Consider the following 19,250-nt stretch of genomic DNA (forward strand, 5'->3'; position numbering starts at 1 on the left):
AGATTCACCGCTATGATTGCAGAAACCTTTATTCGGCGCCCCGTTACGGCCATTGTCACCTCCCTGGTGATTGTGCTGGTGGGGGTGCTGGCCATCCTGAACCTGCCTGTGGGGCAGTATCCGGAGATTACGCCTCCCACCGTATCGGTGAGCGGCACCTACACCGGCGCCGATGCCCAGACTGTGGAGCAGACCGTAGCCACGCCCGTGGAGGTGCAGGTGAACGGCACCCCCGGCATGACCTACCTGCAAAGCAACAGCACCAGCAACGGGCAGATGAGCATGACGGTGAACTTCGAGGTGGGCACCGACATCAACATCGCCGCCCTCGACGTGCAGAACCGCGTGAGCATTGCCCAGCCTACGCTACCACAGGAAGTGCAGCGCCTGGGCCTGATTGTGCGCAAGCGGAACCCCAGCATTCTGATGCTGGTAGCCATGTACGCCCCCAAAGGCTCCCACAATACTACCTTCCTCGACAACTACGCCAACGTGTTCGTGAAGGACGCGCTGCTGCGCACCAAGGGCGTGGGCGACATTGTGAGCCGCGCCGACGATTTCTCGATGCGCGTGTGGCTCAAGCCCGATAAGCTCAGCCAGCTCGGCGTGACGGCCCAGGACGTAACGGCAGCCATTCAGGAGCAGAACGCCCAAATTGCGGCGGGCTCCATTGGTGCGCCTCCCGCCCAAACCGGCCAGACGTTCGAGTACATTGTGTTCGTGAAAGGCCGCCTGACAAACACCGAGGAGTTCGGCAATGTCATCGTGAAAACCCGGCCTGAAGATGGCACAGTGGTGTATCTAAAAGATGTGGCGCGGCTGGAGCTGGGCAAGTTCAACTATGCCAACAACTCCTTCGTGGATGGCAAGCGCGCCGCTTACCTGCTGGTGTACCAGGCGCCCGGCGCCAACGCGCTGGAAACCTACGAAAACGTGAATGCCACCATGGAGCAGCTCAAAAAGCAGTTCCCGGCCGACCTCGATTATGTAGTGCCGTTTGAATCGGCAACGGTCGTGAAAGTGTCCATTGAGGAAGTGCTGCACACGCTGGTGGAGGCCCTGCTGCTGGTAATTATCGTGGTGTTTCTGTTCCTGCAAAGCTGGCGCTCCACCCTCATTCCGGTGCTGGCTATTCCGGTGTCCATCATCGGCACGTTCATTATGTTTATTCCGCTGGGTTTCACCATCAACACGCTCACTATGTTTGGCTTCGTGCTGGCCATTGGGATTGTGGTGGACGACGCCATTGTGGTGGTGGAAGCCGTGGAGCACAACATGAACGAGCGGGGCATGAACCCGCTGGACGCCACGCTGACCGCCATGCGCGAAATTTCGGCCCCGGTTATTGCTATTGCGTTGATTCTGGCAGCCGTGTTTGTGCCGGTGGGCTTCATCCCGGGCATCACGGGGCGCCTGTATCAGCAGTTCGCCATTACCATTGCCATTTCGGTGATTATCTCGGCCTTCGTGGCCCTCTCGCTCACGCCGGCTTTGTGCGTGCTGCTGCTCAAACCCCACAAGCGCGACGAGAATTCGAAGGGTCTCGACAAGTTCTTCTACAAGTTCAACACGTGGTTTGATAAGGTGACCGGTAAGTATGGCGCCGGTGTGCAGCGGGGCATCAAGCACTCTCGCTTTGTGGTCGTGATTCTGGTGTGTATTGTAGCCGGTACGGGCCTGCTGTTTGCCAAGAAGCCGGGCGGCTTCATCCCGACCGAAGACGAAGGGCGTTTGTTTGTGACGTTTACCTTGCCCGAAGCCTCCTCTACTGAGCGCACCGTCAGCACACTCAAGGAGGTGATGAAAGAACTCAGCCAGATTAAAGGCATCAAGCACTACGCCGGTTTGGGCGGCCTGAACGTGGTGAACTTCTCATCCAAGTCGAACAGTGGCACCGTCTTCTGCCAGTTGGAGCCGTGGGAAGACCGTAAAGACAAGGAACTGCAACTACAAGGCCTGATTACGACCGTACAGCAGCGCCTAAGCCGACTGAGGGAAGCGAATATTGTGGTCATTTCGCCCCCAGCCATTCCGGGCCTGGGCAATAGCGGCGGTTTCTCGTTCATCTTCCAGGAACGCGAAGCGGGCGGCGACATCCGTAACTTCGACGCGCAGCTCCAGAATTTCCTGGGTGCGCTGCGTAAGCGGCCCGAAATTACGGGCGCCTTCTCGTTTTTCACGGCCAACACGCCTGGCTACCAACTCACTATTGACCGGGAAAAGGCCAAGAAACTGGGCGTATCCATTGCGGATATCGGCACGGCACTACGCACCTACCTGGGCAGTGCCTACGTCAACGACTTCACAGTATATGGCCGCAACTTCCGCGTCGTGACCCAAGCCGACAGCATGTACCGCGGCGACATCAGCAACCTGGGCCAGTACTACGTGCGCAACAGTGCCGGCGGCATGGTACCCCTGAGCACGCTCACCAGCTACAAGCGCACTGAGTCGGCGCCGCTCATCTCACACTACAACCTGTTCCGCTCCGCCGAAATCAACGGCAACGCGGCACCCGGCTACAGTTCCGGCGACGCCATCAATGCCCTCAAGGAAACAGCGGCGCAGTCGTTGCCGGCCGGATACGGGTTTGAGTTTTCGGGCCTGAGCCGCGAAGAGCAGCTGGCCGGTGGCCAGACCGTGTACATCTTCGCGTTGTCGCTCACGTTCGTATTCCTGTTTTTGGCCGCGCTGTACGAAAGCTGGTCGGTGCCGTTTTCGGTGCTCCTGGCCGTGCCGCTGGGTGCGTTCGGGGCTATTCTGGCTCTTATATTTCTTCCCAAGCTCACCAACAACGTGTATGCTCAGATTGGCTTGATTACACTGATTGGCTTGTCGGCCAAAAACGCCATTCTGATTATTGAGTTTGCCAAGGAACGGGTGGATAAGGGCATGCCGCTGGTAGACGCCACGCTGGAAGCTGTGCGCCTGCGCCTGCGCCCCATCGTCATGACTTCCCTGGCGTTTATTCTGGGCGTGCTGCCACTGGTGTTTGCCTCCGGAGCTGGCGCCCAGAGCCGCCAAACCATCGGCTGGACGGTATTGGGTGGTATGCTTTCCGCCACGCTGCTGGCTATCTTCATTGTGCCGGTGCTCTACGTGCTCATCACCCGCTTCGCCTACGGCAAGGAGAAGCTGGCCGAGCTGGAAGCCAACTACAAGCCCGACGAAGAACACGGTGGCCCCGAAAACAACCGGTCGGATCCGGAGGACCCGAAACTACTGCCGGCCCACTAGCCACGGAGTGCACGCACTACAAAAGTCCCGCCGGCTGCTAGCTGGCGGGACTTTTTCGATTTGCTACTCACTCAGTAGGAATGCCAGGGCCTGCTTGCGTTGCTTGCTAGCGAATTTTCCTGGACCTTACCCTGCAGCCGGGAAGCAAGCCGGCTGAATGCGTTTCAGCTTCTGCCACACCATGTTCTTTTCACATGAAAAATACCTGTTTCATCCTGTTGCTGATGCTTGCCGCCCTGCCCTCTGTTTTCGCTCAGAGCACGATTTCGCTCTACAGCGGCACCATTCCCAACTCCATTGCTACCGATATGCAGGAGAAGAGCATTACGCTGGAGAATGGGGGTATCCGGGTGTCTAACGTGGTGCAGCCGACGCTGCAGGTGTTTCGGCCGGCCAAAGACAAAACCACCGGCACGGCTATCATTATCTGCCCAGGAGGTGGCTATGCGCGGCTTTCCATGGACAATGAGGGTTCCGATGTAGCCAAGCGGCTCACTGAAATGGGCGTTACGGCCTTCGTGCTGAAATACCGCCTGCCCAACGACCAGACCCAGCCCGACAAAACCATTGCCCCGCTCCAGGACGCGCAGCAGGCCATTCGGCTGGTGCGGCAGCGGGCCGCGGAGTATGGCGTAAACCCAGCCCGGGTCGGGCTGATGGGTTTTTCAGCGGGCGGGCACCTGGCTTCCACGGCCGGCACGCACTTCAGCAAACCCGCCGCCGATGATGCCACTACTACCTCGGTACGGCCCGGTTTCCTGGTGCTGCTGTACCCGGTTATCAGCCTTTCTGACAGCCTCATGCATGCCGGCTCCCGCACCAACCTGCTGGGCGCCAAACCTTCACCCGACCAGATTCGACTGTATTCCAATGACCTGCAGGTGACCACCCAGACGCCCCCTGCTTTCCTGGTGCACGCCGCCGACGACAAAACGGTACCGGTGCAGAACAGCCTGCGCTTTTATGAAGCCTGCCTGCACCACAAGGTGCCCGCAGAAATGCACCTGTATCCATTGGGAGGCCATGGCTTCGGCATGAACAACAAAACCACCAAGGACAACTGGACCGACCGGCTGCAGAACTGGCTGGATGCCAACGGCTGGCTGCGCTAAATCAGCATATCCCACTCCGTTATTTCGCCCTCCCACCATACTTCGGTCCCGACGGGCACGGTAGCCGTGCCTGCCTGCGTGAGCAGCAAAGCCCGAATTTCAGGAGTACCCGGACGAGAAATTTCTTCCACACTGGCCACTACTGAAGATTCAACCCCATCGGGGTAGCGCAACAGAATGGGCAGCGCAGTGTAAAGCGGCATGCTTTCCAGCTTTTCGGACCTTGATTCGGCTAGTAACAGCACCCCTAAGCCTGTCAGCCCAATACTTTCCGAAACCCGAAGCAGCAGTTGTTTCTCCATACAGCACACTACGCAGAAAAGCCGTTCTATGTAAACCAAAGGCCATTATCGGCTGATAGGTATTCTCTCAGCTAGGCCCGAACCAGCTCACTGTTGAGTTAAACCTAACTTGTAGCCGAGCCGTATTGGCATGGTGCTTGTAAAAGCCTACCCGAACCCGGGCATCAAGCCCACTGAAACCTAAAAGAACTTAGTCATGAAAAAGGCCAGTTTGCTCCTCGCATTTGTGATGTTTTTCGCTACCATCGCCAGCAGCTTTGCCCAAGACCGCAAGATTAGCTCCAGTGCCAAAGGAGCGGTTATCGGTGGCCTGGGCGGTGCCGCTGCCGGTGCCCTTATCAACAAAAAGAACCGTGTAGTGGGCGGCGCAGTAGGCGGTGCCGCTGGTGGTGCCATTGGGTATACCATTGGCCGCAACGCCGACAATAAGCGCCGGGCCGAAGCGGCTCGTGTAGCTGCTGCCCGCCGCGCCGAAGCCAACCGGGTGGCTGCCTACCGTGCCGGTATTGCGAAAGGCAACGCTACTGCGAAAGCCAACAACAGCAACGCTATGGCTGCCACTGCCGCCGCCACTGCTGCTGCTCCTACCATGATGAATAGCCTTGCTCCTGCTGCCTCGGGCCCTTCGGCCTTTGCTATGAGCACCGGCTACCTGCCTAACGAGTCGTATGGCGACCGTAACGCCGCTTATCCTTCTTCGGAAGTGCGTCGTAAGAGCTGGTAGTCACCAAGCCGTTGAGTTAACGAAAACCCAGGTCTTTGTACCTGGGTTTTCTGTTACTTCGCCAGGCACTTTCCGCTTTATTTCCGTTCTGCTCTTTCCCTTTCTCTTACCAAAACCTGTTCTCATGAAACCCTTCTTTGGTCTCCTGCTTGGAGGCGCTCTGCTGGCCTCCTGCTCTAAATCGGCGCCCGAAACCGCTGCCGTGAATGTGCAAACACTCAATCAGCAGTTTATCGGTGCCTGGAACGCCAAAAACACGCTGCAGATTGACTCGTTGCTGGCCGACGACGTGCAGTATGCGCAGGGTTCTACCCGCTTCAATGGTAAGTCGGAAGTAGCCGACAAGTGGGTGCGCGCCACCATGGGCACCATCTCTGACCTGAAGCTGTACACTACTTCTACCGGCTCCGACGCTACAATGGCCTACGAGGCTGGTACGTTCTCGACGGAAGTGCTGCCCGAAACGCCCGGCCAGCCCCGCGGTGAAGGTGAAGGAAACTTCATCCTGCTCTGGAAAAAGAACGCCAAGAATGCTTGGAAGCTCAGCTACGTGCAGCTCGAAGGCCTGCCCGTGAAAGTGGCCAACTAGCCTGCGCTGATTCTCTTCAGAGCCCGCTATGCTTACATGCATAGCGGGCTTTTGCGTTTGAAGCCGCCAAGAGCAACAACTTTCACGCCCATAAAAATCAATGTTTTATATAATTAACATTACATTAATCTTATGTTTGCCCCACATTGTACTTCCCTCCTTTCACTCTGGACATGAAACAACTACTTCTAAGCGCAGGCTTGCTGCTGGCGCTGGCTTTGGCTCCTGCCCCCGTTATGGCGCAGGCTGCCAAGGCCAGCGCCCAACCAGCCCTGATTGACCGGGACCTGCTGTTTGGCGACCCCGAAATTTCTGGTGCCCAGCTCTCGCCCGACGGCAAGTTCCTGTCGTTCATTAAGCCTTACAACGGCACCCGCAACCTTTGGGTGAAGGCCCTGAACGAGCCTTTCGACAAGGCCCGGGTGATGACCAACGACCAGGCCCGGCCGGTGCGTGGCTATTTCTGGAGCCGCGACGGCAAATACCTGCTCTACAGCCAGGACAAAGGCGGCGACGAGAACTTCAACATCTACGCCGTGAACCCGGCCGAGGCGCCTGTTGCCGGCCAGCCCGTGCCCGCGGCCCGCGACCTGACCGGCCTGAAAGGCGTGCGGGTGCAGATCATCAGCGCGCCCCTCTCCGACCCCAACACGCTCTATATCGGCCTCAACGACCGGGACAAAGCCTGGCACGACCTCTACAAGCTCAACCTGACCACCGGCGAGAAAACGCTGGTGCGCCAGAACACCGACCGCCTCGGCGCCTGGGTGTTCGACTGGAACGACCAGCTACGCCTGGCTTCCCGCTCTAACCCCGACGGCAGCACGGAGTGGCTGCGCGTGGAGGGCGAGAAGATGACGCCGTTCTACAAAACCTCCATCGACGAACAAAGCAGCGTGGCAGGCTTCACGAAGGACAACCGCCGCGTGTACGTCGTCACCAACCAGGGCCAGGGCCGCAACCTGGCCGAAATTGTGCTGCTGGACCCCGCTACTGGCAAAGAGGAAGTATACCAGGCCGACCCGCAGAAACGCGTGGACGTAGGCGGGCTGGTGCTGTCGGAGAAAACCCACGAGCCGGTATTCGTGAGCTTCGAGGACGACCGGATGCGCCGCGTGTGGAAAGACAAGGCGTTTGAGGCCGATTTCCAGAAAGCCAGCGCCCAGCTGCCGGGCCTCGATGTGCGCCCCGCCTCCAACACCACCGACGAGCGGCTGTGGCTGCTCTCGGCCAGCTCGGCTACCCAGCCCGCCGTCACCTACCTCTACGACCGCCAAACCAAGCAGCTCACCAAGCAGTACGAAACCCGCCCGCAGCTCAAAGCCGCCGACTTGGCCGACATGAAAGTGGTGCGCTACAAGTCGTCGGACGGGCTGGAAATTCCGGCTTACCTGACGTTGCCTAAGGGTGTGGCGGCCAAGAATCTGCCCGTCATCATCCTGCCCCACGGTGGCCCCTGGGCCCGCGACGTGTACGGTTTCAACGCCATGCATCAGTTTCTGGCCAACCGCGGCTACGCCGTGCTTTCGCCGAACTTCCGGGCCAGCACAGGTTTCGGCAAGAAGTTTCTGGAAGCCGGCAACGGCGAGTGGGGCCGCAAAATGCAGGACGACCTGACCTGGGGCGTGAAGTACCTGACCAGCCAAGGCATTGCCGACCCCAAGCGCGTGGGTATCATGGGCGGCTCGTACGGCGGCTATGCCACGCTGGCCGGTGTCACGTTCACGCCTGATCTGTATGCGGCCGGCGTAGCTATTGTAGCGCCTTCCAACCTGAGCACGCTACTGGGCGCCATTCCGCCGTATTGGGAAGCCGGCCGCAAGCAGATGTACGCCCGCATGGCCGACCCCGGCACCGAGGCCGGACGCGCCGAGCTGGCCCGCATGTCGCCGCTGACCTCAGCCGATAAAATCAAGACGCCACTCATGGTGGTGCAGGGCGCCAACGACCCGCGCGTGAACAAGGCCGAGGCCGACCAGATTGTGGTGGCCCTGCGCGACCGGAACTATCCCGTGCAGTACATCTGCGCCCCCGATGAAGGCCACGGCTTTGCCCGCCCCGTGAATAACCTGGCCATGCTGGCCGCCGCCGAAAAATTCCTGGCCGAGCACCTGAAAGGCCGCTACCAGGAAAGCATGCCCCCAGCCGTAGCCAAGCGTCTCCAGGAAATTACCGTGGACCCGAAAACGGTAACGCTGGCCAGCAAGGCAGCTGTGAAGTAGACTGAAATATCATAGAAAAGGCTCCTGCCATAATGGTAGGAGCCTTTTTTTGTGCGCTTGGTAGTGGAGAGAGAAACGGTCATGCTGAGCGCAGCCGAAGCATCTCTACCGCTGGCTAATCAATTGGTACTGCAACGAAGCGGTAGAGATGCTTCGGCTGCGCTCAGCATGACGTTCTAGGTTGCTACGCCTGCTGGCTTTCCAGGTATTCTTCACCTTGTAGCACTGGCGCCATATTCTTCGACTCCTCTTCGGTGAACAGCCGGGAGCGAATCAGGAACCGGACGCCCAGCGGAATTTCCAGCGAGAAGCTGGCCCCGCGGCCCTTCGTTACGTCGATGGTGAGCTGTGTGTGCTGCCAGTATTCAAACTGGCTGGTGCTCATGAAGAAGTCGCAGCCGTGGATCTGGCCCAGCCACACGTCGTTGCCGCCGATGCGGAACTCGCCCTTGGCAAAGCACATCGGCGACGAACCGTCGCAGCAGCCGCCACTCTGGTGAAACATCAGCGGGCCGTTCTGGTCGCGAAGCAGATCAATAGTAGCCTCGGCGGCTGGCGTGACGAGGACGCGGGGCGTGGGAGTTGACATAGAAAGAACACGTTTAAAGAAATGTAGAACGTCATGCTGAGCGCAGTCGAAGCATCTCTACCGCGCAAGTATTCAATTACTGCTGCGGTAGAGATGCTTCGACTGCGCTCAGCATGACGTTCTGTTTTACGCAGATTTAACCGGCGCTACTAGAAGAAGCCAAGTTTCTGCTGGCTGTAAGAAATCAGCATGTTCTTGGTCTGCCGGTAGTGGCTCAGCATCATCTTGTGGTTTTCGCGGCCGAAACCGGAGGCTTTGTAGCCGCCGAACGGGGCGCCGGCGGGGTAGTCGTGGTAGCAGTTCACCCACACGCGGCCGGCCTGAATGGCGCGGGGCATCTGGTACAGCTCGTGCGCGTCGCGGCTCCAGAGGCCGGCCCCGAGGCCGTAGAGCGTGTCGTTGGCCAGCTCAATGGCTTCGTCGTTGTCTTTGAACGTCGTCACGGACAGCACCGGGCCGAAGATTTCCTCCTGGAAAATCCGCATTTTGTTGTGGCCGCGGAAGATGGTCGGCTGGATGTAGTAGCCGTCGTGCAGGTCGTCGTGGGCATGGTCGCGGTGGGCTTCGCCGCCGGTCAGCACCTCGGCCCCTTCCGCCTTCCCGATTTCCAGATAGCTCAGGATTTTCTCGTACTGGTCGTTGCTGGCCTGCGCGCCCATCATGGTTTCGGGGTCGAGCGGGTGGCCCAGCTTGATGGCTTTTACACGCTCAATCAAACGCGGCATAAATTCGTCGTAGATGTCCTCGTGGATGAGCAGACGTGAGGGGCAGGTGCAGATTTCACCCTGGTTGAGGGCAAACATGGCCGCGCCTTCCAGGCACTTATCCAGGAAATCGTCGTCGGCGTCCATCACCGACTTGCAGAAGATGTTCGGCGACTTGCCGCCCAGCTCCATGGTCACGGGGATGATGTTTTCGGCGGCGTACTGCAGAATGAGGCGGCCCGTAGTGGTTTCACCGGTGAAGGACACCTTCTGCACGCGCTTGTTGGAGGCCAGCGGCTTGCCGGCTTCCAGCCCGAAGCCATTCACCACGTTAATCACGCCGGCGGGCACTACGTCCTGGATCAATTCCATAAGCACCATGATGCTGGCAGGCGTCTGCTCGGCGGGCTTCATCACCACGCAGCAGCCGGCCGCAATGGCGGGCGCTAGCTTCCAGGTGGCCATCAGCAGCGGGAAGTTCCAGGGAATAATCTGGCCTACCACGCCCAGCGGCTCCTGAATCACGAGCGACAAGGTGGTTTCGTTGAGCTCCGTCGCGGAACCTTCCTCAGCCCGGATGACACCGGCAAAGTAGCGGAAGTGGTCGATGCACAGCGGCAGGTCGGCGGCCATCGTTTCGCGGATGGCTTTGCCGTTTTCTACGGTTTCCACGGCAGCCAAGTGGGCCAGATTGGCCTCCATGATGTCGGCAATCTTGAGCAGCACGTTGCTACGCGTAGTAGCAGAGGCCTTGCTCCACGACTTAAACGCCTCGTGCGCGGCGTCGAGGGCCAGCTCAATATCTTCCTTAGTGCTGCGGGCTACCTTACAGAAGGCTTTTCCATCAATGGGTGAGGGATTCTCGAAATACTGCCCGTTTACCGGCGCCACCCATTTGCCGCCGATAAAATTGTCGTAGTGAGACTTGAACTTGGGACGCTCGACGAGAGTGGAGGTTCTTTCTAAGGTTTCCATGGGCGAGATGTTGAGGAGTTATTTGATAGCCCAAGCTAGTCCTACTTTTGGACGGAAGCACTGCAGTATCCTCGCAGAAAACCCGCCTATTGTCGCAAACTTGTAAGTACTCACTCACGCAGCCTGCAACTCCTGGCAGCTCGTAGTGGTTCTTGATATAAGGCGGCCTGTTGCGGCATTGTTTTGTCCTTGAACTGTGATTAGCTTTAGCTGTTTCTCTGTCTGTTGCCTCACGTTACTCTGCCGAATTATGCCGCACCACCTGCCCGCTCCTATTGCCCTGCGCCAGCCTGAGCAGCTTACTACGCTGGTAGAAAACCGGACGGTGTACTCGCTAGAAGCCTTCGAGCTGAACGTGTTTGAAACGCACCGCACCGCGCATCAGGTACCGCTGAGTATGGGCCATGTGGTACTCACAACGATGCTGCAGGGCAAAAAGGTGATGCACTTGGCGGGCCGGCCAGCCTTCGAGTATCTGCCCGGCGAGTCGGTGATTGTGGGCGAGAATGAGACGATGGTCATTGATTTCCCAGAAGCCGATGAGCAGCGCCCCACGCAGTGCTTGGCCGTAGCTATTCCCATCGAAACCATCCGCCAGACCGTGGACCTGCTCAACGAGGAACAGCCCCGCGCCGAAACGCACCTGCCCTGGCAACTAAACACTACCGAGCACGCCCATTTCCAGAACACGCCTGAGCTGACTGGCACCCTGGAGCGCCTCGTGCAGCTTTCTCGCGACACTGGCCGGGTGAAAGATGTACTAGCCAACTTCACGATTCAGGAAATGCTGGTGCGCCTGATGCAGACCCAGGCGCGGCAACTGCTGTTCCACAACTACCGGCAGCACGCCACCTCACACCGTTTCGCGGCGGTGGTGCAGTACATCAAACAGCATCTTACGGAGCAGATTACGGTCGAAAAGCTGTCGGAACTGGCCTGTATGAGCAAAGCCACGTTCTTCCGCGTATTCAAACGCGAGCTGGGCCTCACGCCGGTGGAGTTTGTTATTCAGGAGCGCATAGCAGAAGCCAAACGCCTACTACGCAACCCACTGACGACCGTGGCAGATGTCTGTTTTCGGGCGGGGTTCAACAACACAGCGTATTTTCAGAAGCTATTCAAGCAGTATGAAGGCGTGACCCCGGGCGTATACAAGCGCCAGTGTGTAGGGTAAGGCAGCCCCCCTATTCGCAACCTTACGGGTTCCGGACCGGTTTCCTGAAGCCACACCTGCCGCAACAGTAACCCTGCGGCAAATTACGCTTCATGAGAGAAACAGATACCGTTGCCGTTGAGGCGCTTCCCGATAAAACTCTACCTGCTCACCCGCCGCTAGCGCCGTCCCTGGTTTGGCTGATGGCCATTACCTGCGGATTAGTAGTGGCTAATATCTACTACAATCAGCCGCTACTGGCCGAAATCGGGCGCACATTTGGCCTTACCGAAAGCCGGGTGAGTCTGGCGGCTACCATCACACAGGTGGGCTACACGGTGGGCCTGCTGTTCGTGGTGCCACTCGGCGACAAGCGGGAGCGGAAAAGCCTGATTCTGGCGCTGCTGCTGTGCGCGGCCGTGTGCATGGCGGGTGCGGCCTACGCGCCTACGTTCGGTTGGCTGGTGGCCGCGAGTCTGCTCATCGGAGTGTTTTCGGCGGTGCCACAACTATTGATTCCAATGGCGGCCTCTCTGGCTTCGGATGCGGAGCGGGGGCGCGTAGTGGGCAAGGTCATGAGCGGTCTACTGATTGGCATTCTGCTTTCGCGCACTATCAGTGGCTATGTGGGGCTGCATTTCGGCTGGCGCACTATGTTCTGGGTGGGGGCTGGTTTGATGGTGCTACTAACCGGCGTTCTGGCCCGCATGCTGCCGCGCAACCAGCCCACCTTCACGGGCAGCTACGCCAGCTTACTGGGCTCGTTGGGCACGCTCACGAAACAGTTGCCGGTGCTGCGCCGCTCGGCGCTGGTGGGAGCCTGCATGTTTGGCGGCTTCAGCGCCTTCTGGACCACGTTGGTATTCTTCCTGGAGAGCGACGCCTACCATTACCACAGCGACGTGGCTGGGCTGTTTGGCCTCATTGGGGCTAGTGGGGCCTTCGCAGCCTCCTTCGCCGGCAAATCCGCCGACCGCAAAGGTGCTGACTACGCGCTGAACCTTGGGATTCTGCTGTTTCTGGGAGCGTATGTGCTGCTGGGCTTCACTGGCTACTATCTACTGGGGCTGATTGTCGGCGTGATTATTCTGGATGTGGGTCAGCAAATGACGCATATCTCCAACCAGACCCGCATTTTCGCGCTGCTCCCCGAAGCCCGCAGCCGCCTCAACACGGTGTACATGACCTCCTGCTTTATAGGAGGTTCAGCAGGCTCGCTACTAGGTGGCCTAGCCTGGGACCATTTTCAGTGGTACGGCGTGTGCGGCGTGGGCCTTGCGCTGGTATCACTGGCATATCTGGCGAACCGGTTTTATGGAAAGGCAAATGCCGCCGCTTAATATTTATTAGGAGGCGGAGGTGGATCGAAGGGAAGAAATATTACTTGCTTGTCGACACGCGTGACCTTCTGATCTTGGACAACGATTCGCCAGCCCCGGAAAGGCGGCGACCATATTTTACCTCGATTCGCTCGTTCTGTTTCTCTAATTAGGTGATGGTGGATCGTATCTCCGCCCGTCGCTATAGCTTCCAGCCCTGTAAAGACAAAAAATACTTTCTTGTCGACTGTCCACGTTGTTAAAGGCAACACCTTTATACCATTAGAATTATCCTCATCAAAAACGTAAACAGAGAGGTTTCCTGAAATAGAATCCTGTTTTATAAATGCCGCATAAAATTTAGGATGCTGAACTAGCGTATCGGCCTCAATAAACCTATGTAAAACACTGTCTAAATCCCTTGAAGGCGTTACCGTAATATGCTCTTGCTTTGTGGGAGCAGTCCTAGGTTCACAGGAAAGTAGCAGTATCGTGTTCAGCCCTATAGCCAGAGCGGAAACATAAACTCTTATTCTCATTTTATTGTAGATACGAGCCCTTCTTATATTATTCGCAGGTTGGTATCTACAGCCGCCCCAGACACGCCTTAAGACTCTCGCGCCAATGCGGGATGTATACGCCCAGGTTGGTTTTGGCTTTGGTCTTGTCCATCACGGAAAAGGCCGGACGGGTGGCTTTGGTCGGATATTCGGCTGTGCGGATGGGCACGGTGCGCACATGCGTATTGCTCAACTCAAAAATGGCAGTGGCGAAATCGTACCACGAGGTTACGCCCTCGTTGCTGTAGTGATAGAGGCCGTATTGCTGGTTCTGCGTTTCGATGATGGTGAGGATGCAGCCGGCTAGGTCAATGGCGTAAGTAGGCGTGCCTACTTGGTCCCAGATAACGCGTAGCTCGTCCCGTTCCCGCCCCAAGCGCAACATCGTTTTCACGAAGTTGTTGGCGTATTCCGAATACAGCCAGCCGGTGCGCAACGTGAAATACTGACTGGTGTGCTCTGCCACGGCCTGCTCGCCTTCCAGTTTAGTGAGGCCGTACACGCTGATTGGAGCCGCCTCATCGGTTTCAGAGAGCGGCTGGTTACAGGTGCCGGCAAACACGAAATCAGTGGATATATGGATGAGCGTGGCCCCGTACTCGGTGCAGGCCTGCGCCAAGTTAGCGGCTCCGTCGCGGTTCACTTTGCGGGCTATTTCCACCTCATCTTCCGCCTTATCCACAGCGGTATAGGCAGCACAATTGATGCAATACGTGGGCTGATAATGGGCGAAGGCCGCCTTTACAGCATCAGTATCCAGAATATTAGCTTCGGCTTCCGGCAGAAATACTAGGTCGTCGTTTCCTCGCTCCGCTGCTACATGCCGTAGGCACTGCCCTAATTGTCCTGATGCTCCAAAAACGAGTACGTTGCCCATGAAGTGCGGTTAAAGTCGGCTGCCCACCTTCTCTTCAAGCAGGAAGGCAGCCCTAGTGGATTATGCTCCGCAAATTAGCCTTTTCCCGCTTCGTCTGCACCGCTCACCGACTCGCCGGAGCTAATAACCGGGCCACCGGGCTGCACGGGACGCTTGTTGCGGATAGGCTCGAAACGCTGCTCCCGAGGCTGCTTTTCACTGAGGTAGCGCCAGTAACGGAGCGGCATATGGCGGCGGTGCAGCTTCATATTTTTGCGCTCCGGAATATTCACATGGTCGAAATACGACTGCCAGAGCAATTTGAACAGCGGCTCCCGCTCGTCCAACACTGTAGCTGAAACAGCCGTGCTACGTTGCGGGGCGCTGGTTTCAAACTCTACTATATCGGTGCGCGTGAGGTCATAGTAGAGGCCGTAGCGGCGGCGCTTATCAAAAATCAGCCAGCGTTGGTCGGCGTAGCGCTTGGTGAAATGCGGCGCAATAAGAGGCAGCACATCGAAATCCGGGTCGATGGTGGCGTGGAACAATCCATCCTGAGTTTTCTCGAAGCGTACAAAGGCTTCCATACGGTGCTTTTCGCGGTACATCTGCTGGGCCAGGCGCTGCACGCGGCGCACGTTGTCGTCGGCGTAGTTTTCCGAAATGTCGCGGCCGGCCCACATGGCCAGATCGGCGTAGCGGAAAATGAGTAGTTCCCGGTCGGGCTGCTCACTTAGAAACGTATGAAACAGCCGCGTGCGCGCCTCCGCGTCCATATAGCGCAGCAGGCCTTCCCACACGCGGGCGGCGGCTGTTTCATCGGTATCAATTTCTACGGGCAGCACAAACAGGCCGCCCTGCACGGCTCCTACCGGCTGAATGGTATTGGGAGCCGCCTTCCGGTCGTATATCTGGAAAAGCACCGTCAGCATGCCCTCAAACGACCCATCGTAGGCATAGTCCAGCGCCGGGTTGGTTAGCTGAGGAGCACCGGACCGGCGGCCGGCAGCCGAGCTAACGGCAGTGTTACAAGGTCGGCTGAGAGGCGAAAGGGAATGGCTCATACAATAGCAAATTGGAACAAAAAGCCACTTCCTGCCAGCTGCCCTACGCGGCCTCTGACTGGCGGGATTTGTTAGCGGGCCGAACTGTCTCGCGGTGTAGCTGCTGCACGAGGGGCAACAAGTCGGAGAGCTTACAGCAGCAGGCAATACGGGCCACTTTCATGGGCTGGGCAATCGTAGCGGTGGCGGCCGGCGCGTCGGCGGCGCGATGAGAAATAGTCATGGTTTGCTTTCGTTAGAAGTTTGTCGTTATGTCAGTCGTTTATGCGTGTACTACCTCCCCGAAAACCAACCACTTTGTTATTAAGATGCCTGCGCAAACAGGTCGAGTTGCTGCGTAACCAGAGCCGACCGGACGGAGCCCGCCCCGAATAGAATCTGGCGGCGGATGGTTTGCTCGTCGTAGTCGCGGGTGGAAAGAGCCTGGCCACGGCAAGTCAGGAAGAATTTGGCCCGCTTAAGCACCACCCCGAACTTGTGCAGATGGTCGAGGGTGAGCGGCGAGAAGCGGCGCGCCGCTACAATGCGCTTCGCCGACCGTGCGCCCACACCAGGAATGCGCAGTATCATTTCGTAATCGGCCACGTTGATGTCCACCGGAAACACGTGGCGGTTGCGTAGCGCCCAAGCCAGCTTGGGGTCCACTTCCAGGTCGAGAAACGGATGTGCAGGGTCCAGAATTTCGTCGGCCTGGAAGCCGTAGAAGCGCATGAGCCAGTCGGACTGGTAGAGACGGTGCTCCCGGATGAGCGGCGGCTGCGTCACCTGGGGCAGGCGGGCATCATCGGTGACGGGAATGTAGCCGGAGTAGTACACGCGCTTCAGGCCGTAGCCTTTGTAGAGAGAGTCGGAGAGGTTGATGATTTGCAGGTCGTTTTCGGCAGAAGCGCCCACGATAAGCTGCGTGCTCTGGCCGGCCGTAGCAAACTGCGGTACTTTCTTGAAAAGCGCCTTTTCCTCTTTATTCTGCATGATGCCGTCCCGAATCTGCGCCATCGGGGTCAGAATCTCGGCGTAGTTTTTCTCAGGCGCCAGATTCTGCAACGCCATTTCCGAAGGCAGCTCAATGTTCACGCTCAGGCGGTCGGCGTACAAGCCAGCTTCCTGAATCAGTTCCTCGGAAGCGCCCGGAATGGCTTTCACGTGGATATAACCGTTGAACTTATGCTCGATGCGCAGCTTCTTGATAATGCGCACGAGGCGCTCCATGGTGTAATCAGGCGACGAGAAGATGCCGCTGCTCAGGAACAGTCCTTCGATATAATTGCGGCGGTAGAAGTTCATGGTCAGATCCACGACTTCATCCACGGTGAAGGCGGCGCGCTTCACGTCATTGGAGCGGCGCGACACACAGTAGGCACAGTCGAAAATGCAGTGGTTGGTGAGCAGAATCTTGAGCAGACTCACGCAACGGCCATCCTCGGTATAGCTGTGGCAGATGCCCATACCCTCGGCGTTGCCCAGGCCCTTGTCCACGTTTTTGCGCTTGCCGCCGCTGCTGGAGCACGATACATCGTACTTCGCGGCGTCTGCCAATATGCTTAGCTTTTCCTGGATGCGCTGTTCGTTCATTTGGCAGTTTCGAGGCTTAAAAATAGAATCTTGCACGCACATACGCACTATTCAAAAGACTAAATTCATTAGAAATGTTCCGCAAGCGGCAACTATTTACTGCCCGCAAACACCCTCCCCTACTTCTCTCCCGATGCCCTGCGGCTCACGAGCAGGCACCGTACTAACTCGCCTTGGAAAGCCAGCGCAACGGGACTGTATGCCGGTAAAAGCCCGCTGCAACCGGCTGCGCGTTTCTACCAACCGGATACAGGTTCCGGGCCTGAAATCCGCTTCGGGAATTTTATAGCGACGCCGTATCTTGCACAGAGGTGACGGCCGGGCCGCTGCCTCTCCTATCGATGAAGAACCGGGTGCGCTTTTTGGTGGTGATGTGGCTGGCCCTGGGTGGGCTGGTAAGCACTGCTATGGCCCAGAAAGCAGCCGTAGCTCCTATCGACACTACCCGTCGGCCCAATGGCACGCGCCCCGATTCGCTGCGCCGGCGCTTCGACCAGGAACGGCTGCTCAACGGCATAAAAGCCTACACCAAGCGCAAGACCATTGCGGGGAAGGCGGCCGCCGCGCTATTCAACTTTACGGAGCGGCGCGAAGAGCAGGCCGGCCTTGATGCGGCCCTGCTTGACCGGCAATACGACCGGCACAGCTACAAAATCGTGCGGCGCATCAATATCCGGACGCTCACGGCTTTCGGCTACAGTATCACGGACTCGGCGCGGGTGCCGCGCAATATCCTGGAAAAGAGCGGCAACCTGCTGCACGTGCGCACCTCCCGGGCGCGGGTGCGGCAGGTGCTGCTGTTTCGGGTGGGCGAGGAGCTGGAGCCGCAGGATCTGGCCGAATCGGAACGACTGCTGCGCCAGACACCGGAGCTGCTGGATGCGCGCGTGTTCGTGAATGAGCGCACCAGCTCCACCGACAGCGTGGACGTGGAAATCGTGACGAAAGACGTGTTCAGTCTCAGCGGCTCGCTGGAAGTGCGCGACGTGGGCGCGGGCATCATTGGGCTCCGCGACCAGAACTTCCTGGGCATGGGCCACCAGTTCCGCAACTCCTACGAATACGGCCGCAACTCGCCGCAGCCCTGGACCTATGAAGGCAGCTACCAAGTACCGTTCCGCAACTTCATCTACGGCGAAGCGCGCTACTACAACGAGTACCAGAACAAACGGGGCGGCATCACGCTGGGGCGGGGCTTCTACTCCATCAATACCAAATACGCCGGCTCGCTCACGCTCAACTTCTACGACCAGGGTGCCGTGCTGCCCCTCCCCGACGGCTCGCCGCAGGTGGTGCCCGACGGCGAGCAGCCCATCTATACGCCCCAGCGCTACAGCACCCAGGATGCCTGGTTTGGCCGTTCCCTGCCCATGCCTTCCTACGACCTGGGCTATGAAAACCCGGCCCGCCTGATTGTGGCGGCCCGCGTGCTGCGCACCAGCTATACCCAGCGCCCCACCCCCGACTACTTCAACTCCGGCGCGGTGCTGGGCACGGTGGGCTACAGCGTGCGGCGCTACTACAAGGACAAGTACCTGTTTGGCTTCGGGCGCACCGAGGACATTCCGACCGGCACGCTGCTGAGTGCCACGCTGGGATACGAAGTAAACGAGCGGCAAAACCGTCACTACTACGGCATGCGCGCCTCCACGGCCAGCTACAGTCCGCGCGGCGGCTACTTCTATATGAGCGGCGAGTTTGGCTCGTATGTAACGCGGCCCAACAACGACTGGCAGCAGGGCCTTATCAGCACGGAGCTGCTGTATTTCACGCGGCTCTACCACGCCGGCAACTTCCAGTGGCGGCATTTTCTGTGGAGCCGCAACGCCATTGGCCTGCACCGCCGCCCCGGCGAGCAGCTGCTGGCCATTGAAGGCGACCGGGGCCTGCGCGGCTTCTCGCCAGCCACCAACCTGCGCGGCACCAGCCGTATCGTGCTCAACTACGAAACCACCGTGTTTACGCCCGTGTCGTTTCTGGGCTTCCGGCTGGCGGCGCTGGTGTTTGCCGATGCCGCCTGGCTGAACGTGAACACGCCCAACCGCACGCTGCCCATCCACGAGAAGCCCTACACTGGCTTCGGGGTGGGCCTGCGCTTCCGCAACGAGTACCTGCCGCTGCGCACCTTCCAGATTCTGCTGGGCTTTTACCCGCGCGGCCTCACCACGCCCAATGGCTTCAGCATCTACGAAAGCTCCCGCTCCTACTACGACTTCAGCGACTTCAGCTTCGGCCAGCCCGGCGCCGTGATTTACGAGTAGCCGGCCGAAAA

The 19,250-nt window shown here is 58.5% G+C and carries 16 protein-coding genes; 8 read left to right on the forward strand and 8 right to left on the reverse strand.

Annotated elements, in window-relative coordinates:
• Positions 1–12: 12 nt before the first annotated feature.
• The gene (locus tag IC231_RS12380) at positions 13–3,237 is read left to right on the forward strand and encodes an efflux RND transporter permease subunit (RefSeq protein ID WP_190784795.1); all 3,225 of its coding nucleotides are present in this window, start codon (positions 13–15) and stop codon (positions 3,235–3,237) included.
• Positions 3,238–3,431: 194 nt separating this feature from the next.
• Positions 3,432–4,349 (forward strand): alpha/beta hydrolase, encoded by a 918-nt coding sequence (locus tag IC231_RS12385; RefSeq protein WP_190784796.1) that lies wholly within the window; start codon positions 3,432–3,434, stop codon positions 4,347–4,349.
• Here the strand turns inward: IC231_RS12385 and IC231_RS12390 are convergent.
• Positions 4,346–4,651 carry a hypothetical protein gene (locus tag IC231_RS12390; protein WP_190784797.1) on the reverse strand — a complete coding sequence of 102 codons (306 nt, stop codon included), beginning with the start codon at positions 4,649–4,651 and terminating at the stop codon, positions 4,346–4,348. The genes IC231_RS12385 and IC231_RS12390 overlap by 4 nt on opposite strands.
• A 196-nt stretch (positions 4,652–4,847) precedes the next feature.
• Here IC231_RS12390 and IC231_RS12395 point away from each other — a divergent pair, with 196 nt between their 5' ends.
• The 3 genes from IC231_RS12395 to IC231_RS12405 all read left to right on the forward strand — a co-directional run bounded on the left by IC231_RS12395 (position 4,848) and on the right by IC231_RS12405 (position 8,186).
• Positions 4,848–5,375: a glycine zipper 2TM domain-containing protein gene (locus IC231_RS12395; protein WP_185887509.1), complete on the forward strand. Its 528-nt coding sequence runs from the start codon at positions 4,848–4,850 to the stop codon at positions 5,373–5,375.
• A 124-nt stretch (positions 5,376–5,499) separates the two neighbouring features.
• Positions 5,500–5,964, forward strand: coding sequence for a YybH family protein (locus tag IC231_RS12400; RefSeq protein WP_190784798.1), 465 nt, complete (start codon positions 5,500–5,502; stop codon positions 5,962–5,964).
• A gap of 173 nt (positions 5,965–6,137) precedes the next feature.
• Positions 6,138–8,186, forward strand: coding sequence for a S9 family peptidase (locus IC231_RS12405; RefSeq protein WP_190784799.1), 2,049 nt, complete (start codon positions 6,138–6,140; stop codon positions 8,184–8,186).
• Between the two features lie 184 nt (positions 8,187–8,370).
• Here IC231_RS12405 and IC231_RS12410 read toward each other — a convergent pair whose 3' ends face one another.
• Positions 8,371–8,775, reverse strand: a complete 405-nt coding sequence (locus IC231_RS12410; RefSeq protein ID WP_190784800.1) for a DUF779 domain-containing protein — start codon at positions 8,773–8,775, stop codon at positions 8,371–8,373.
• A 149-nt stretch (positions 8,776–8,924) separates the two neighbouring features.
• Positions 8,925–10,454 carry an aldehyde dehydrogenase family protein gene (locus tag IC231_RS12415; RefSeq protein WP_190784801.1) on the reverse strand — a complete coding sequence of 510 codons (1,530 nt, stop codon included), beginning with the start codon at positions 10,452–10,454 and terminating at the stop codon, positions 8,925–8,927.
• Positions 10,455–10,704: 250 nt separating this feature from the next.
• Between IC231_RS12415 and IC231_RS12420 the strand changes: the two genes are divergently transcribed.
• The gene (locus tag IC231_RS12420) at positions 10,705–11,628 is read left to right on the forward strand and encodes an AraC family transcriptional regulator (RefSeq protein ID WP_190784802.1); all 924 of its coding nucleotides are present in this window, start codon (positions 10,705–10,707) and stop codon (positions 11,626–11,628) included.
• 182 nt (positions 11,629–11,810) lie between these two features.
• Entirely contained in the window at positions 11,811–12,947 is a 1,137-nt protein-coding gene (locus IC231_RS12425) for an MFS transporter (RefSeq protein WP_211539029.1), read from the forward strand.
• Here the strand turns inward: IC231_RS12425 and IC231_RS12430 are convergent.
• The 5 genes from IC231_RS12430 to IC231_RS12450 form a co-directional block, all read right to left on the reverse strand.
• Positions 12,944–13,465: a hypothetical protein gene (locus IC231_RS12430; RefSeq protein WP_190784804.1), complete on the reverse strand. Its 522-nt coding sequence runs from the start codon at positions 13,463–13,465 to the stop codon at positions 12,944–12,946. The genes IC231_RS12425 and IC231_RS12430 overlap by 4 nt on opposite strands.
• Positions 13,466–13,511: 46 nt before the next feature.
• Positions 13,512–14,363, reverse strand: a complete 852-nt coding sequence (rfbD, locus tag IC231_RS12435; protein ID WP_190784805.1) for a dTDP-4-dehydrorhamnose reductase — start codon at positions 14,361–14,363, stop codon at positions 13,512–13,514.
• Between the two features lie 74 nt (positions 14,364–14,437).
• On the reverse strand, positions 14,438–15,406 hold the full coding sequence (locus IC231_RS12440) for a TIGR03915 family putative DNA repair protein (protein WP_190784806.1): 969 nt from the start codon (positions 15,404–15,406) through the stop codon (positions 14,438–14,440).
• A gap of 43 nt (positions 15,407–15,449) precedes the next feature.
• On the reverse strand, positions 15,450–15,629 hold the full coding sequence (locus IC231_RS12445) for a hypothetical protein (RefSeq protein ID WP_190784807.1): 180 nt from the start codon (positions 15,627–15,629) through the stop codon (positions 15,450–15,452).
• A gap of 80 nt (positions 15,630–15,709) precedes the next feature.
• Positions 15,710–16,978, reverse strand: a complete 1,269-nt coding sequence (locus tag IC231_RS12450; protein WP_190784808.1) for a putative DNA modification/repair radical SAM protein — start codon at positions 16,976–16,978, stop codon at positions 15,710–15,712.
• A 341-nt stretch (positions 16,979–17,319) separates the two neighbouring features.
• On the opposite strand from IC231_RS12450, the gene IC231_RS12455 reads away from it, so the two are divergent.
• Positions 17,320–19,239: a BamA/TamA family outer membrane protein gene (locus tag IC231_RS12455; protein ID WP_190784809.1), complete on the forward strand. Its 1,920-nt coding sequence runs from the start codon at positions 17,320–17,322 to the stop codon at positions 19,237–19,239.
• The last annotated feature ends 11 nt before the right edge of the window (positions 19,240–19,250 follow it).

Source organism: Hymenobacter duratus (assembly GCF_014698995.1).
Taxonomy (GTDB): Bacteria; Bacteroidota; Bacteroidia; order Cytophagales; family Hymenobacteraceae; genus Hymenobacter; species Hymenobacter duratus.